15 protein-coding genes and 1 tRNA gene are annotated in these 14,900 nt (G+C 65.8%); 3 read left to right on the top strand and 13 right to left on the bottom strand.

All coding sequences use genetic code 11. From position 1 onward, the window contains the following. Positions 1-6: 6 nt before the first annotated feature. The 11 genes from rpoB to ACQP1K_RS04390 form a co-directional block, all read right to left on the bottom strand. Positions 7-3,471, bottom strand: coding sequence for a DNA-directed RNA polymerase subunit beta (gene rpoB / locus ACQP1K_RS04440; RefSeq protein WP_433499595.1), 3,465 nt, complete (start codon positions 3,469-3,471; stop codon positions 7-9). A gap of 431 nt (positions 3,472-3,902) precedes the next feature. Further along, a complete protein-coding gene (locus ACQP1K_RS04435) occupies positions 3,903-4,400 on the bottom strand; it encodes a hypothetical protein (RefSeq protein WP_433499594.1) in 498 nt (165 codons plus the stop codon). 11 nt (positions 4,401-4,411) lie between these two features. Continuing rightward, positions 4,412-4,906: a hypothetical protein gene (locus ACQP1K_RS04430; RefSeq protein WP_433499593.1), complete on the bottom strand. Its 495-nt coding sequence runs from the start codon at positions 4,904-4,906 to the stop codon at positions 4,412-4,414. A gap of 245 nt (positions 4,907-5,151) precedes the next feature. Then, positions 5,152-5,544 carry a 50S ribosomal protein L7/L12 gene (gene rplL / locus ACQP1K_RS04425; protein WP_433499592.1) on the bottom strand — a complete coding sequence of 131 codons (393 nt, stop codon included), beginning with the start codon at positions 5,542-5,544 and terminating at the stop codon, positions 5,152-5,154. An 81-nt stretch (positions 5,545-5,625) separates the two neighbouring features. After that, positions 5,626-6,150, bottom strand: coding sequence for a 50S ribosomal protein L10 (rplJ, locus tag ACQP1K_RS04420; RefSeq protein ID WP_433499591.1), 525 nt, complete (start codon positions 6,148-6,150; stop codon positions 5,626-5,628). A 222-nt stretch (positions 6,151-6,372) separates the two neighbouring features. Then, a complete protein-coding gene (locus ACQP1K_RS04415) occupies positions 6,373-7,203 on the bottom strand; it encodes an LppX_LprAFG lipoprotein (RefSeq protein WP_433499590.1) in 831 nt (276 codons plus the stop codon). 261 nt (positions 7,204-7,464) lie between these two features. Further along, positions 7,465-8,178 (bottom strand): 50S ribosomal protein L1, encoded by a 714-nt coding sequence (gene rplA / locus ACQP1K_RS04410; RefSeq protein WP_433499589.1) that lies wholly within the window; start codon positions 8,176-8,178, stop codon positions 7,465-7,467. Between the two features lie 123 nt (positions 8,179-8,301). Next, on the bottom strand, positions 8,302-8,733 hold the full coding sequence (gene rplK, locus ACQP1K_RS04405) for a 50S ribosomal protein L11 (protein ID WP_433499588.1): 432 nt from the start codon (positions 8,731-8,733) through the stop codon (positions 8,302-8,304). A 79-nt stretch (positions 8,734-8,812) separates the two neighbouring features. Continuing rightward, on the bottom strand, positions 8,813-9,577 hold the full coding sequence (gene nusG, locus ACQP1K_RS04400; protein WP_433499587.1) for a transcription termination/antitermination protein NusG: 765 nt from the start codon (positions 9,575-9,577) through the stop codon (positions 8,813-8,815). Between the two features lie 61 nt (positions 9,578-9,638). Continuing rightward, positions 9,639-9,899 carry a preprotein translocase subunit SecE gene (gene secE / locus ACQP1K_RS04395; protein ID WP_433499586.1) on the bottom strand — a complete coding sequence of 87 codons (261 nt, stop codon included), beginning with the start codon at positions 9,897-9,899 and terminating at the stop codon, positions 9,639-9,641. A gap of 77 nt (positions 9,900-9,976) precedes the next feature. After that, positions 9,977-10,049, bottom strand: a tRNA-Trp gene (locus tag ACQP1K_RS04390). Between the two features lie 247 nt (positions 10,050-10,296). Here ACQP1K_RS04390 and ACQP1K_RS04385 point away from each other — a divergent pair. The 3 genes from ACQP1K_RS04385 (at position 10,297) to ACQP1K_RS04375 (ending at position 12,681) form a co-directional block, all read left to right on the top strand. Then, positions 10,297-11,502 (top strand): pyridoxal phosphate-dependent aminotransferase, encoded by a 1,206-nt coding sequence (locus tag ACQP1K_RS04385; RefSeq protein ID WP_433499585.1) that lies wholly within the window; start codon positions 10,297-10,299, stop codon positions 11,500-11,502. Positions 11,503-11,614: 112 nt separating this feature from the next. Beyond that, positions 11,615-11,938, top strand: a complete 324-nt coding sequence (locus ACQP1K_RS04380) for a nucleoside triphosphate pyrophosphohydrolase (protein WP_433499584.1) — start codon at positions 11,615-11,617, stop codon at positions 11,936-11,938. Beyond that, a complete protein-coding gene (locus tag ACQP1K_RS04375; RefSeq protein ID WP_433499583.1) occupies positions 11,935-12,681 on the top strand; it encodes a class I SAM-dependent methyltransferase in 747 nt (248 codons plus the stop codon). Before ACQP1K_RS04380 ends, ACQP1K_RS04375 begins: the two co-directional genes overlap by 4 nt. Positions 12,682-12,720: 39 nt before the next feature. On the opposite strand, the gene ACQP1K_RS04370 is transcribed toward ACQP1K_RS04375, so the two are convergent. Together ACQP1K_RS04370 and ACQP1K_RS04365 are read right to left on the bottom strand one after the other, a co-directional pair. Further along, positions 12,721-14,061, bottom strand: a complete 1,341-nt coding sequence (locus tag ACQP1K_RS04370) for a prenyltransferase/squalene oxidase repeat-containing protein (protein ID WP_433499582.1) — start codon at positions 14,059-14,061, stop codon at positions 12,721-12,723. Between the two features lie 51 nt (positions 14,062-14,112). Then, complete coding sequence (locus ACQP1K_RS04365) at positions 14,113-14,877, bottom strand: hypothetical protein (RefSeq protein WP_433499581.1); 765 nt, start codon at positions 14,875-14,877, stop codon at positions 14,113-14,115. Between the last annotated feature and the right edge of the window lie 23 nt (positions 14,878-14,900).

Below are 14,900 nucleotides of genomic sequence, written 5' to 3'. Positions count from 1 at the left end.
CTTAGATCAGACCTCTTCGACGCTGCTCGGCTCACGCCGGGACAGGTCGATACCGAGTTCCTCGGCAGCGCGGAAGACGTCCTCGTCGGTGTCCCTCATCTCGATCGACATACCGTCGCTGGACAGGACCTCGACGTTGAGACACAACGACTGCATCTCCTTGATAAGGACCTTGAAGGACTCGGGAATACCCGCCTCGGGAATGTTCTCGCCCTTGACGATCGCCTCATAGACCTTCACCCGGCCCACGACATCATCCGACTTGATCGTCAGCAGCTCCTGCAACGCATACGCCGCACCATAGGCCTCAAGAGCCCACACCTCCATCTCACCGAACCGCTGACCACCGAACTGCGCCTTCCCCCCCAGCGGCTGCTGAGTGATCATCGAGTACGGACCCGTCGACCGCGCATGAATCTTGTCATCGACCAGATGCAGCAGCTTCAGAATGTAGATGTACCCCACCGAGATCGGATGCGGGAACGGCTCACCCGACCGCCCATCGAACAGCCGCGCCTTCCCATGGTCCCCGACCAGACGATCCCCGTCCCGATCCACCAGCGTATGCCGCAGCAGACCGACGATCTCATGCTCCTCGGCACCATCGAACACCGGCGTGGCCACATTCGTGTCCGGCTCGACCCGCGCGATCCCCTTCTCCCGCAACCGCTCGGCCCAGGCCTCCTCCACCCCGCTGACATCCCACCCCTGCGAAGCGATCCAGCCCAGATGCGTCTCCAGCACCTGACCCACGTTCATCCGCCCGGGCACCCCCAGCGGATTCAAAATGATGTCCACCGGCGTACCGTCCTCCAGGAACGGCATGTCCTCCACCGGCAGAATCTTCGAGATCACACCCTTGTTCCCGTGCCGGCCCGCGAGCTTGTCCCCATCGGTGATCTTCCGCTTCTGCGCCACATAGACACGGACCAGCTCATTCACCCCCGGAGGCAGCTCGTCCCCCTCCTCACGGGAGAACACCCGCACCCCGATGACCTTGCCCGACTCCCCATGCGGCACCTTCAGCGACGTGTCACGCACCTCACGCGCCTTCTCCCCGAAGATCGCCCGCAGCAGCCGCTCCTCCGGCGTCAGCTCCGTCTCCCCCTTCGGAGTGACCTTGCCGACCAGGATGTCCCCCGTCACCACCTCCGCACCGATCCGGATGATGCCACGCTCATCCAGATCCGACAGGACCTCCTCCGACACGTTGGGAATGTCGCGGGTGATCTCCTCCGGACCCAGCTTGGTGTCGCGCGCGTCGACCTCGTGCTCCTCGATGTGGATCGAGGACAGCACATCGTCTTGCACCAGACGCTGCGACAGGATGATCGCGTCCTCGTAGTTGTGGCCCTCCCACGGCATGAACGCCACCAGCAGGTTCTTGCCCAGCGCCATCTCACCGTTGTCGGTGCACGGCCCGTCGGCGACGACCTGCCCGGCCTCGACCCGGTCCCCCTCGGCCACGATCGGCTTCTGGTTGAAACACGTGCCCTGGTTGGACCGCTTGAACTTGGCGACCCGGTAGGTGGTCCGCGTGCCGTCGTCGTTCATGACCGTGATGTAGTCGGCCGAGACCTCCTCCACCACGCCCGCCTTCTCCGCGGTGATGACGTCCCCGGCATCGGTCGCGGCGCGGTACTCCATCCCGGTCCCGACCAGCGGGGCCTGGCTCTTCAGCAGCGGCACCGACTGGCGCTGCATGTTCGAGCCCATCAGCGCGCGGTTGGCGTCGTCATGCTCCAGGAACGGGATCATCGCGGTCGCCACCGACACCATCTGCCGCGGCGAGACGTCCATGTAGTCCACCTCGGACGGATGCACCGCCTCGAACTCCCCGCCCTTACGCCGGGCCAGCACCCGCGACTCCGCGAAGCTCCCATCGGAGTTCAGGAGCGTGTTGGCCTGCGCCACCACGTGCCTGTCCTCCTCGTCCGCGGTCAGGTAGTCGATCACGTCGCTGACCTTGCCGTCGATGATCCGCCGGTACGGCGTCTCGACGAAACCGAAGGAGTTGACCCGGCCGAAGGACGACAGCGAACCGATCAGGCCGATGTTCGGGCCTTCCGGCGTCTCGATCGGGCACATCCGTCCGTAGTGCGACGGGTGCACGTCGCGGACCTCGAAGCCGGCGCGCTCACGGGACAGACCACCGGGACCGAGGGCGGAAAGACGCCGCTTGTGCGTCAGGCCGGCCAGCGGGTTGGTCTGGTCCATGAACTGCGACAGCTGGGACGTCCCGAAGAACTCCCTGATCGACGCGGTGACCGGGCGGACGTTGATCAGCGTCTGCGGCGTTATCGCCTCGACGTCCTGGGTGGTCATGCGCTCGCGCACGACCCGCTCCATCCGGGCCAGGCCCAGCCGGACCTGGTTCTGGATGAGCTCGCCCACCGTGCGCAGACGCCGGTTGCCGAAGTGGTCGATGTCGTCGGTCTCGACGATGACCGAACCGTTTTCGCCCATCGTCTCCTCGCCGGCGTGCAGCCGTACGAGGTACTCGATGGTCGCGACGATGTCGTCCTCGGTCAGCGTGCCCTGCATGATCTCCGCGTCGACCCCGAGCTTCTTGTTGACCTTGTAGCGGCCGACCTTCGCCAGGTCGTAACGCTTGGGGTTGAAGTACAGGTTCTGCAGCAGGGTCTGCGCCGACTCCTTGGTCGGCGGCTCACCCGGACGCAGCTTGCGGTAGATGTCCAGCAGCGCGTCCTCTTCGCCGGACGTGTGATCCTTCTCCAGCGTGGCACGCATCGACTCGTACTGACCGAAACGCTCCAGAATCCGGTCGTTCGTCCAGCCGAGCGCCTTGAGCAGCACCGTCACCGGCTGCTTACGCTTGCGATCGATGCGCACACCGACGCTGTCACGCTTGTCGATCTCGAACTCGAGCCACGCACCCCGAGACGGGATCACCTTGCAGCCGAACAGGTCCTTGTCGGAGGTCTTGTCGACCGTGCGGTCGAAGTAGACACCCGGCGAACGTACAAGCTGTGAGACCACGACACGCTCGGTGCCGTTGATGATGAACGTGCCCTTGGAGGTCATGAGCGGGAAGTCGCCCATGAACACCGTCTGGCTCTTGATCTCACCGGTCTCGTTATTGATGAACTCCGCCGTGACGAAGAGCGAGGCGGAGTAGGTCATGTCCTTGTCTTTGCACTCGTCCACGGAGTGCTTGGGCGGCTCGAACCGATGGTCGCGGAACGACAGGGACATGTTCCCGGAGAAGTCCTCGATGGGACTGATCTCCTCGAAGATCTCTTCTAGCCCTGATTGGGTGGGAACGTCCTTGCGCCCGGCCTGGCGAGCCGCCTCGACCCGGGTCTTCCATTTCTCGTTGCCGATCAGCCAGTCGAACGACTCGGTCTGCAGAGCGAGAAGATCGGGAACTTCAAGCGGTTCCTCGATCCGTGCGAACGACACGGTACGGGGACCGGCGGGAACGGCGGAGGCGTTGCGCGAGGCTGCCAACAGATGTCCTTCCGAGGGCTCGCGGACTGACTACACGCACGCCAGACGACCAGAATCAAGGAGTTTACGGAGTCACTCAGTGAAGCGGTCGTCAAAGGGCAGCGCAAAGGGGCAGTGTAGCCGATGGGCATACACCTGTCCACTCCGCTTTCGCTCTACGTTCCACCTTGCTGGCAGCATCACCCGTCAGCGGCGATACGTCAAGCCCGAGAGCCGACATTTCGCCTAATTCGCAGGCATCACGCTGGGTGTTTCCCTTCACGTCGACGTGCGAACACCGGGGCTCCAGTCCCTACCCGAGAGCCGGTCCGGGTAACGCTCCGTCACGCGACGGGTCCAACGCTGACCAACGGTCGACGCTGTCGTGTCGTTGGTATCCCATCCCTATCCGCGTCCCAAACATGACCTTTGCTAACAATTGAATAACGCGACTACCGGCCGGGGGCGTCGCCCAGCAGGGTCGACAGCCGGGCGACGCGCCAACCGTCGCCCTGCGTGACCAGGACAAGTCGGGCCCTACCCTGACTGATCTCCTGCCGCGGGCTCGTCTGCCCTGGTGGCGTGCTGGTCGTGACCATGTTCACGAACACCAGCACGTGGACCTCGTCCGGGGTCGCCGACTCCACTCCCGCCGCCGCCACCACGGCCTGCTGGACGGTCTTGTGCTCCCTGGCCCGCGGCCCGAGCGTCCCGGCCAGCTCACGGAAGTGCGTCACGAGGTTTCCGGTGGCGTGCGCGCTCGCCCTGGCGAAATCGCGGTCGATCGTGCGGTAGTCGTACGACAACATCTCCGCGGCGTACGACCGGGCAGCGGTGAGCGCCCGCGTGGCGGCCGCCTCGCTCTGCCGTAGCTGACGCAGATCGAGGAAGGCCGACCAGGCCACCACGGCCAGCCCGGCCGCCGTCAGCGCCAGCAGCACCGAAAGCACACGGCGCCGCCTCACTGCACCAGCTCCGAATCCGAGACCAGCCAGCGGCCCGAGACCTTGCTGACCTCCATACGCCAGCGGAAGAACCGCTCCTCCGGTGCCGTTTTCTCGCCGTGCTCCCAGCGGATCACCGCATCGGCGACGATCAGGACCCGCGCCCTGCCGGCGTCGGCCGACTCCAGCGCGGACGCCCGGAGCACTCCGGTCTGCACCACCTTGTTCTTCAGCGTCGCGGCCTTCAACGCGGCCTGGCCATCGGCGTACCTTTCACGTTCCCGTCCCGTGGAGGTGACGAGGACCCGCTTCAGATCCTCGTCGACGGTCCTGTGGTTCAGCGACAGCAGTCCCACCGCGTGCGCGGCGGCCGCGCGGACCGCCGCCTGACGGGCCTGTGCGGCCTCCCAGGAGGCGTCTCTGGCCGCCCTGACCCACAGCGCCACTCCCGCGAGGCCCACCACGAGGATGACGAGACCGATGACCGGCACCCGCCGCCGCATGCCCGCCACCCCTGTCCCCGCTCCTCCGCCGTTCTCGCCGCGCCCTTACCCGCCGTGCCGCCGGGCGGTCATTCCGAACATAGATCAGCCGATGCGATCTGCCCACCGGTTCCGGCTTTCGCCGTACGGCTCCCGCGGCCCGGGGCCGCACCCGCACGCGCCGTCCGGAGGCGTACGACTCGGAGCATGCGAAAGGGGCAGGTCACCCGGCACCTGGATGAACCCGCCCCTTTCAGAAGAGCGTTCGGCTCGTGTTACTTGACCGTGACGGTGGCGCCGGCGCCCTCGAGGGCCGCCTTCGCCTTCTCGGCCTGCTCCTTGCTGACCTTGCCGTCGAAGACCGGCTTCGGAGCACCGTCGACCAGGTCCTTGGCCTCCTTGAGGCCCAGGCTCGTCAGGGCGCGGATCTCCTTGATGACCTGGATCTTCTTGTCGCCGGCCGCCTCGAGGACGACCTCGAACTCGTCCTGCTCCTCGGCCTCCTCGGCGGCGGCACCGCCACCGGCCGCGGGGGCGGCGGCGACGGCGACCGGAGCAGCGGCCTTGACATCGAAGGTCTCCTCGAAGACCTTCACGAACTCGGACAGCTCAAGGAGGGTCATCTCCTTGAAAGAGTCGAGCAGCTCCTCCGTGCTGAGCTTCGCCATGATGGTGTTCCTCTCGTGGATCTAGCGAAAAACGTGTAAAGGGACCGCGGTGCGCGCTTCCCCCCGCCGCCTGCGCGGACCTTACTCGCCGGCCTCTTCGCGCTTGGCGCGCAGAGCCTCGGCCAGTCGAGCCATGTTGGTGGGCAGCGCGGCGAAGGTGGCGGCAGCCTGGGACTGCTTGGCCTTCAGCGCACCGGCCAGCTTCGCGAGGAGCACCTCACGGGACTCGAGGTCGGCAAGCTTCGTGATCTCGGTCGGCGTCATCGACTTGCCGTCGACGACACCCCCCTTGATCACCAGGAGGGGGTTGGCCTTGGCGAAATCACGCAGACCCTTGGCCGCCTCGACCACGTCGCCCTTCACGAAGGCGATGGCGGTCGGGCCCTGGAACAGCTCGTCCAGGACGGTGATCCCGGCGTTGTTCGCCGCGATCTTGGTAAGCGTGTTCTTCGCCACGGCGAACTTCGCATTCCCACCGAGCGAAACGCGCAGCTCCTTGAGCTGGGCGACGGTGAGACCGCGGTACTCGGTCAGAACGGCGGCGCTGGAGCTCTCGAACTCATTCTCGAGCTCGGCGATCGCACCGCTCTTGTCTGCCTTCGCCATGGGCCTCCTTCCAGATGTGCCACCGGCAAAGGCCCACAAAAACGGACAAGCCCCGGCGTAGGCGCACGGGGCTTGGATGGACGCGACACGTCCCAAGCATCTTCATACACCTACGCGGGCCGTCCACTCACGTGGACCCTTCGGCCGCCGGGCTGCGAGCCCGACGACGACCGGCGGTCTTCGGCAGAAGACAGAATACGTGTCAACCTTCAGGACGCCAAATCAGCTGCCCGTCAGAGCGTTCTGCGGCAGCTCGCCCACCTGATCGGCCGGCGGCGCCTTGATCTCGACGGGCTCGTTGAAGTTCTTGAACATCATCGTGGCGGCGAACTCGCCCTCCGCCTGCTTCCCGCCGAGCTGCACCTTGCGGGGCAGGCCGTCGCCGTCGATCCAGGCGTCGAACTTCATGTCCTTCATCTCGGCCGGAATCTGGCCCTTCATGTTCTGCTGGGCCTCCGCCGGCAGTTGCCTGATCGCCTCTTCGATCGGGAACGTGCCCGCGTAGTGCGTCGTGTCCACGCCCCCGACCTGCTCCGCACCGACCTCCTTGACGTCCTTGGACGCCGTGAGCATCTTGATGCTGGTCTCGAGGTCTATCTGCTTGGACTGCCCGAGAAGCTGGTCGACGTTGATCCCGGCGGAGGAGCCGAGCTGCTTGAGGTCCAGCTTGACCCAGGGCTTGGTGGAGCCGGTGAGGGTCTTCAGCATGTCCATCTTCATGTACATCACGTCACCCGTGAGGATCACGCGCATGCCCCCGGGAAGGTCCTGCCCGCCGAAGGACACCTTGCTGAGCGTTACGTCGGTGGCGAGCTCAGGGGTCTTCTGGTAGAGCATCGTCCCCTGGATGTTCCCCTTGCCCTGCGCACCGGCCGTGATGTCCATGACGATGTCGGCGGCGTAGGAGGTGACCTCATCGGCCTTCTTCGCGCTCTGCGTCAGCACCGCGGCGGCCGACAGCTCGGTGTTCTCCAGCGTCGGCGTGGCGGTCGTGCCACACCCCGCGACCGTGATCGCGGCCGCCGCACAAGCGGCCACCAGAAGTCGGCGCATCTTTGCATCCCTTCTGTTCCCCGTTTTACTTACCCTTGACCCTATTCGGCCGGGGAACCGAATGCGGCGATCCGCTGGAAATCACACGAAGCGTGCATGGTTTCCGCACGTCTTCCCTGCTCGTACGGCCAGGCCGGACTCGTATCGATCAACCCGAATCGGGAGAAGCGGCGGTGATGAACATCACGCGTAAACACGACTGAACCCCCACCCGAAGACGGGCAGGGGTTCAGTCGAAAAATTCGAACGGCCCTTTGAGGATCAGGCCTGGGCTTCGGCGTTCACCTCACGCGTCGCGTTCGGGTCGACCGGAATGCCCGGACCCATGGACGTGCTGAAGCTGACCTTCTTGAGGTAACGGCCCTTGGCCGCCGACGGCTTGAGACGCAGCACCTCGTCGAGGGCGGCGGCGTAGTTCTCCACGAGCTGACGCTCGGTGAAGGACGCCTTGCCGATGATGAAGTGCAGGTTAGCGTGCCGGTCGACCCGGAACTCGATCTTTCCGCCCTTGATGTCGGTGACGGCCTTGACCACGTCGGGAGTGACCGTACCGGTCTTCGGGTTGGGCATGAGACCACGCGGACCGAGCACGCGGCCCAGACGGCCGACCTTGCCCATCAGGTCCGGAGTCGCCACGACCGCGTCGAAGTCGAGACGGCCCTTGGACACCTCGTCGATGAGCTCATCCGCGCCGACGATGTCGGCGCCGGCGGCGCGGGCCTCCTCGGCACGGGCACCGGTCGCGAAGACCAGGACCCGGGCGGTCTTGCCGGTGCCGTGCGGGAGGTTGACGGTGCCGCGGACCATCTGGTCCGCCTTGCGCGGGTCGACACCCAGGCGCAGGGCGACCTCGACGGTAGCGTCGAACTTGGTGGTGGCCGTCTGCTTGGCCAGCCTGGCGCCCTCCAGCGGGCTGTACAGGTTCTCGCGGTCGATCTGGGTCGCCGCGTTCTTCCAGCTCTTGCTGCGCTTCACTTGATGCTCCTCATGGAGTTCGTGGTCCGGGCCGGCGCAGGCCCTGCCACAGTGCTCGGTTCGCTCGGTTCGCCCACGGGTGTCGGCCTATGCCGACCGGCGCCGGGGCGTGCCGGGCACTCCCTAGTCGGCGATCGTGACACCCATGGAGCGGGCGGTGCCGGCGATGATCTTCTCGGCGGCCTCGACGTCGTTGGCGTTGAGGTCCTTCATCTTCGTCTCGGCGATCTGGCGAAGCTGCTCGCGGGTGAGCTTGCCCACCTTCTCCTTGTGCGGGCTCGCGCTGCCCTTCTGCACACCGGCCGCCTTCTTGATCAGCTCAGGCGCCGGGGGCGTCTTCGTGACGAAGGTGAACGTACGGTCTTCGTAGATCGTGATCTCGACGGGGATGATGTTGCCCCGCTGGGATTCCGTGGCGGCGTTGTACTGCTTGACGAAATCCATGATGTTGACGCCGTGCGGACCGAGCGCGGTACCGACCGGCGGCGCGGGCGTGGCCTGTCCAGCGGGAAGCTGGACCTTCACCAACGCCGCGACCTTCTTCTTTGGAGGCATGTGTCCTTCTCCGGGTCCTTTGTCCTAAAAAATCCTCACGTACGCGCGCGAGGACGACTATCGAGTCTAAAGGAGACTGTCAGATCTTCGAGACCTGGTTGAACGACAGCTCGACCGGCGTCTCCCGCCCGAAGATCGACACCAGCACCTTGAGTTTCTGCGACTCGGCGCTGATCTCGCTGACGGTGGCCGGGAGCGTGGCGAACGGCCCGTCCATCACGGTGACCGACTCGCCGATCTCGAAGTCGACGGTCGCGGTGACGGTCTTGGCCGTCGTCTTCTTGACCTCCTCGGACGGCTCCGGCGCGAGCAGCTTGGCGACCTCGTCGAGGTTCAGCGGGCTCGGCCGGTTCGAGAGGCCGACGAAACCGGTCACTCCGGGCGTGTTCCGCACGGCGGCCCACGACTCGTCGCTCAGCTCCATGCGGACCAGCACGTAACCGGGCAGCACCCGCTCCTTGATCGGAGTCTTCTTGCCGCCCTTGAACTCGGTGACCGTGTGGGTCGGCACCTCGACCTGGAAGATGTACTCCTCCATGTTGAGGTTGCCGATCCGGCTCTCGATGTTCTGCTTCACGCGGTTCTCGTAACCGGCGTAGGAGTGGATGACATACCACTCGCCGATCTGCCCGCGCAGTTGACGCTTGAACTCTTCGACCGGATCGACGTCCGGGACGATGTCGCCGTCCTCGTCGACTTCCGGCGTGGCCGAGGTCGAGTCGGTGTCACCGTCGGCGGCGTCTGGGTCGACGGCCTCGGTGTCGCCGGCCTCTGCTACGGCCTCGTCCTGCTCGGTCCCCCACTCGTCGCGGGAGTGGTCGGCCGGCATCGGGGACTCGGACACGAAACTCTTCCTTCTTCGTTCGGTGACTTGACGCGCTGAGACGTCTCGGGCCGGACCCGGATCAGGATCCGGATCCGAAGATCCAGAGCACAGCCTTGCCCAGCAGGGTGTCGAGCCCGAACACGAAGCCAACCATGATCACCACAAAGACCAAGACCACCCCGGTGTACGAGGCGAGCTCGTTCCGTCGTGGCCAGATGACTTTGCGCAGCTCAGCGGCGACCTGTCGGTAGAAGAGGGCGGGAGAGGTGCGCTTGGTCTTCTTCTCACCGGTCGACTTGCCTGGCTTTCCGGCGGTCTCGCCGCGGGTGTCGATCGCCACAGTCCTCACCTGATCCGTCGTGTCCGTCGCAGCTTGCGGCGCGCTTTTCACGCCCTTGTTGCGCGGACCGCACTCCGCAGGGCACGAGGGACTCGAACCCCCAACCGCCGGTTTTGGAGACCGGTGCGCTACCAATTGCGCCAGTGCCCTAAGCCGTGCACCACGATACCCCGAGAAACGCCCTGATGCGTCCGCACGTTCCTCGCGTGGTCCACTAACCGGAGAAGTGTACGGGCGAATGGCCGCTACGTCGAACCACGCCATCCACGCCGACCGATCTCCGGCCAACAGCATAGCCCGGAGATCACCTCCGTGCCCTTCAACCGTACCGCAGCACGCCCCCGAACGGCCGCATATGGCGGGGAAACTCACGTAGTGGATCTGAAACGATGGAGGCATGACCCGACCTCGCATCTCCGCGCGTATCTCCGCGATCTCAGAGTCCGCGACGCTGGCAGTGGACAGCAAGGCCAAGGCGATGAAGGCCGCCGGTCGCCCGGTCATCGGCTTCGGTGCCGGCGAGCCCGACTTTCCCACGCCCGACTACATCGTCGAGGCCGCGGTCGAAGCCTGCCGCAACCCCAGATTCCACAAGTACACGCCCGCCTCAGGCCTGCCCGAGCTGAAGCAGGCGATCGCCGACAAGACGCTGCGCGACAGCGGGTTCCAGGTCGACGCCGCCCAGGTGCTCGTGACCAACGGCGGCAAGCAGGCGGTCTACCAGGCGTTCGCCACGCTGCTCGACCCGGGTGACGAGGTCCTGGTCGTGGCCCCGTACTGGACGACGTACCCGGAGGCGATCAAGCTGGCCGGCGGTGTCCAGGTCGACGTCGTGACCGACGAGACGACCGGCTACCTCGCCTCGGTCGAACAGCTCGACGAGAAGCTGACCGAGCGCACCAAGGTGCTGCTCTTCGTCTCCCCGTCCAACCCGACCGGCGCCGTCTACTCCCCCGAGCAGGTGGCCGAGATCGGCCGCTGGGCGCTCGACAAGGGCCTGTGGATCGTCACCGACGAGATCTACGAGCACCTCGTGTACGGCGACGCCGTCTTCACCAGCGTGGCCACCGCCGTACCCGAGCTGCGGGACCGCGTCGTCGTGCTGAACGGCGTGGCGAAGACCTACGCGATGACCGGCTGGCGGGTGGGCTGGCTCATCGGTCCGGCCGACGTCGTGAAGGCGGCGACCAACCTGCAGTCGCACGCGACGTCCAACGTCTCGAACGTCGCGCAGGTCGCGGCCCTCGCCGCCGTCTCCGGCGACCTGTCGGCCGCCGCCACCATGCGCACCGCGTTCGACCGTCGCCGCCAGACCATCGTCAGGATGCTCAACGAGATCCCCGGTGTGGTCTGCCCAGAGCCGTTGGGCGCGTTCTACGCCTATCCCTCCGTCAAGGAGCTGCTCGGCAAGGAGATCCGCGGCAGGCGGCCGCAGTCGTCGGCCGAGCTGGCCGAGATCATCCTTGAGGAGGCCGAGGTCGCCCTGGTGCCCGGCGAGGCGTTCGGCACCCCCGGCTACTTCCGGCTGTCGTACGCGCTGGGCGACGACGACCTGGTCGAGGGCGTCAGCCGCCTGGCCAAGTTCCTCAGCGAAGCCCGCTGACCCACTGTCCACAGAACCCGAAGGCCTGGGCTGGTTTCCCACCCGGGCCTTTATCTCGCTCCATCGAGAGCGGCTGCCGGCCACGGCGGGATCGCCTGGCTACGATGACCCGGTGGAGAAGCTGGTCCGCGACAGAATTCCGGAGATCATCAGAGCATCGGGCGCGACCTCTCGGGTACGACGAGCAGAACGTGGAGAGTACATCGGCCTTCTTCGGAACAAACTGGTTGAAGAGGCGCACGAGGCCCTGTCCGCCGACACACCGGCCGACACCCTGCAGGAACTCGCGGATGTGTACGAGGTCGTGCTCTCGCTCGCCGCTGCACTGGGGTTCACCCCGGCCGACGTCGAGGACGCCAGGAGACGCAAGTATCGTGAGCGTGGCGGTTTCTCCCAGGCATTCGTACTCGAACTCCAGCGTTCGGCCGGCCAATGATCAGGCGTGAGGCCGATCCAGCACTCGACCGGTCCGTACCGGACCAGGAGGTCTACTGGAATCGCTGGCACAGCTCACACCGGCAGGATGCCGATCCGGGTCATTCTGAATTCCTTCGGCAATTCTTGGCCGCGCTCCCCAAAGCAGACACCGAGGGCTCGGAGGCGGACCATCGTCGAGCCGGTGCACACGAAGCCACTCGAGATGGGCTACGCACCGTACTCGAACTGGGCTGTGGACAGGGCCATGACGCCGCGGCACTGGCAGCGGCCGGTTGCGCCGTCGACGCCACCGACTTCGCCCTGAACGCTCTTCTCCGAGCGCGGGAAGCACTGCCCGGCGAGATGGCCGACCGGGTTCGCTTCCGTCATGTCGATCTCCGCCACCCGCTGCCTTTCCCTGATCGTCGCTACCACGGCGTTTACGCCTACCTCTCACTGCACTACTTCGACGACGCGACCACTCGCCGCATCTTCGCCGAACTGGCCCGCGTGCTGTGCCCGGGCGGGACGCTCGCGTTCGCGGTGAAATCTGTCAACGACCGCCTGTACGGCCGAGGTCACCGCCTCGGGCCGGACATCTACTGCCTGGACCAGCATGTCCGGCATTTCTTTCGAGCAGAGTACGTTCACGAGCTGCTCACCGGCTGGGGCCACGTGTCGATAGCCGAGCGTGCCGGCGCCTACGTCGGGGCGCGGGGAGTCGACTCTTTCCTCACCGTCATCGCTCGTCCACCGGAATGAGCAGCCCCCGGGATGAGTGCCCCGGCACGAGGGGGAAGGTCATCGTCCACTCCCGTCGCCGCCTCCAACGGGCCGAGTCCGGTGCCGCGCCTCCTGCAGAACGAGCAGTGCGATGGGCAGCGCCACGCTGAGCCCGAAGTCCTTCCAGTCGAACCTGCCCACCAGCACTCCGACGAGCCCGAGCACGGTCGTCAGCACCAGCAGCAGCGACACCCAGTGCCGGGACAACACGCGGCCGATCGCCTTGCGCCGCTGCATCCTGGCCAACTCGGCGAGGGTTCTGACGTGCGCACCGCCCCGATAAACGATCACAGCGTCCGGCAGCAGCATGAGGGTGTCCTCCGAGCCCAGCGGTCGCCAGCCGATCAACTGAACGAGGGCCTCCATGTGCGGGAAGACCGACCAGATGGACGCGGTCTCGCCACCTTCCACGCTTGGCCACCGCCCCTCGGAAAGCTGCGTGCGCAGTAGCGTGTTCACCGCTCCGGCGATCAGCTCGGCATGTGAGCCGGCCGGATTCATCAATAGTGCGGACAGCGCATACGGGAGTCCGTAGTGGGGGAGCGTGTTCCGCCAACGCTGAACGTCGTCGCCCGTCCCCGCCACCACGTCGTACATCTCGACCCGGGCGTTCCGATCCTCTTCGAAGGTGCGCTCCACCCGCGTCTCCAGCCAGGCGAAGCCGCGCCGGATCGCCTCGTCGGCCTCGCTTCTGCCGCTCTCGACCAAACTGATCAACGCCATCGCCGAGTGCGTGACGCTCGGCGCTCGTACACCGGTCTGGCCCCACCCGCCCTCCGGGTGCTGATGTTGGACGAGCCAGCGCACGCCTCTGTTCACCGTTGCCGCTGCCGGGTCCACTCGGATCAACGCCCGCAGCGACAGGCCTGTCGTCCACACTCGTGACGGGTTTCCGAGCAGAGAACCCCAGCCGCCGTCGTCATTCTGGTTCAGAACCAGCCATTCGGTCGCGGGCGTCAGGTCCGGCGCGGACGGGTCGGCGAAATACCGGCCCTCCGCCAACATGCGCACGATCCAACCGGTCGACTCCGCGACAGAATGTCCGGGGCTCGAATTCGTCGCCCAGCCTCCTCTTCGTTCGGGGACCGACGACGACACCTGTCTCCACCGCAGGAACCTCAGGCAGTCGTCCGACTGCTCGAAGGTCCGGCCGTGCATGCGGAAGGACAGCAGACCGACCGCGGTCGCGGTGGGGCCGGGGAGCGGACCCGCCAGCTCGTGATACCACCCACCACCGAGATCGGCATCGACTCGCAGGTAGGACCGCTCCAGAAGGTCGAGAGAAGCGTCCACAGCCGATCGGACCCGGGACAGGTTCACGGTTTCCGGCGCGTCACGGCCCGCGAGGTAGTCGGCCACGAACTCCGTCCCTTCATTCCGGTTGGCGGCTCACGCACAGTGTCCGGTCGATCAGGCCATCGGTGTCTCGTGAAACCTGCCGAGGGTGGCGCGTACGTGCGCCTTCTGCGGGAACACAGCCCAATCCCACTCATCGGGACGGCCCAGATCTCGGAATATCGCCCTGCGGAGAAACTGCGACAACGTATGGGGTGCGTCGCAGATCCACATTCGGCCGTCGACAGCACGGATCCAGAAATAGGACGTCCTCCGCTCCAGCACTTGGCGAGACAACTCGGGCAGGTGATCAGCGACGGCGTGTAGTACGAAATGTCCACCGACGGCACGCACAAGGTCGATGCCGGGTTTCGCGGGAAACATAGTGATGTGGGCATGATCGGTGCAGGAGCCCCCACGGTTGCGGAACGACTCGGCTCCGTGCTCGAACGCCCAAACCCGATGGCCGAAAAGCCGGTGTAGATGATCGCCGAGACGGCGCAGCAAATCGCGCAACTCACCATCGAGCGCCGGATCGAGATGCGCGAAGGACAGCACGTGCGCGCGGGGGGAGATGAGGACATAGCCGTCGCACGCCGCTCCGACCGCAGGGATCACCACGAAGTTCTCGGTCTCACAGAGGAGGAAGTCACCCAAGTCATGCTCGGGAAACAATTCCCAGAGGAGGTTATACTCGGACACCTGATTAATTTCGGCACAGAAGCCGCAGATGTCACGATAATCCTCGCATTCGACCGAGGTCGGCGTTTCAACGGTAAAGAAGCGTCTTCCGGCCGCATGCGGCAGGGGCAGCCGAGACCGGCTCACTCGCCCGCTCATGTCTCCTCGGTTCGAACGCGGCC

The organism is Sphaerimonospora sp. CA-214678 (assembly GCF_050942215.1).
Lineage (GTDB): Bacteria > Actinomycetota > Actinomycetes > Streptosporangiales > Streptosporangiaceae > Sphaerimonospora.
Note: the sequence above shows the minus strand (reverse complement) of the source record. Positions and strands in the feature narration are given on the sequence as shown.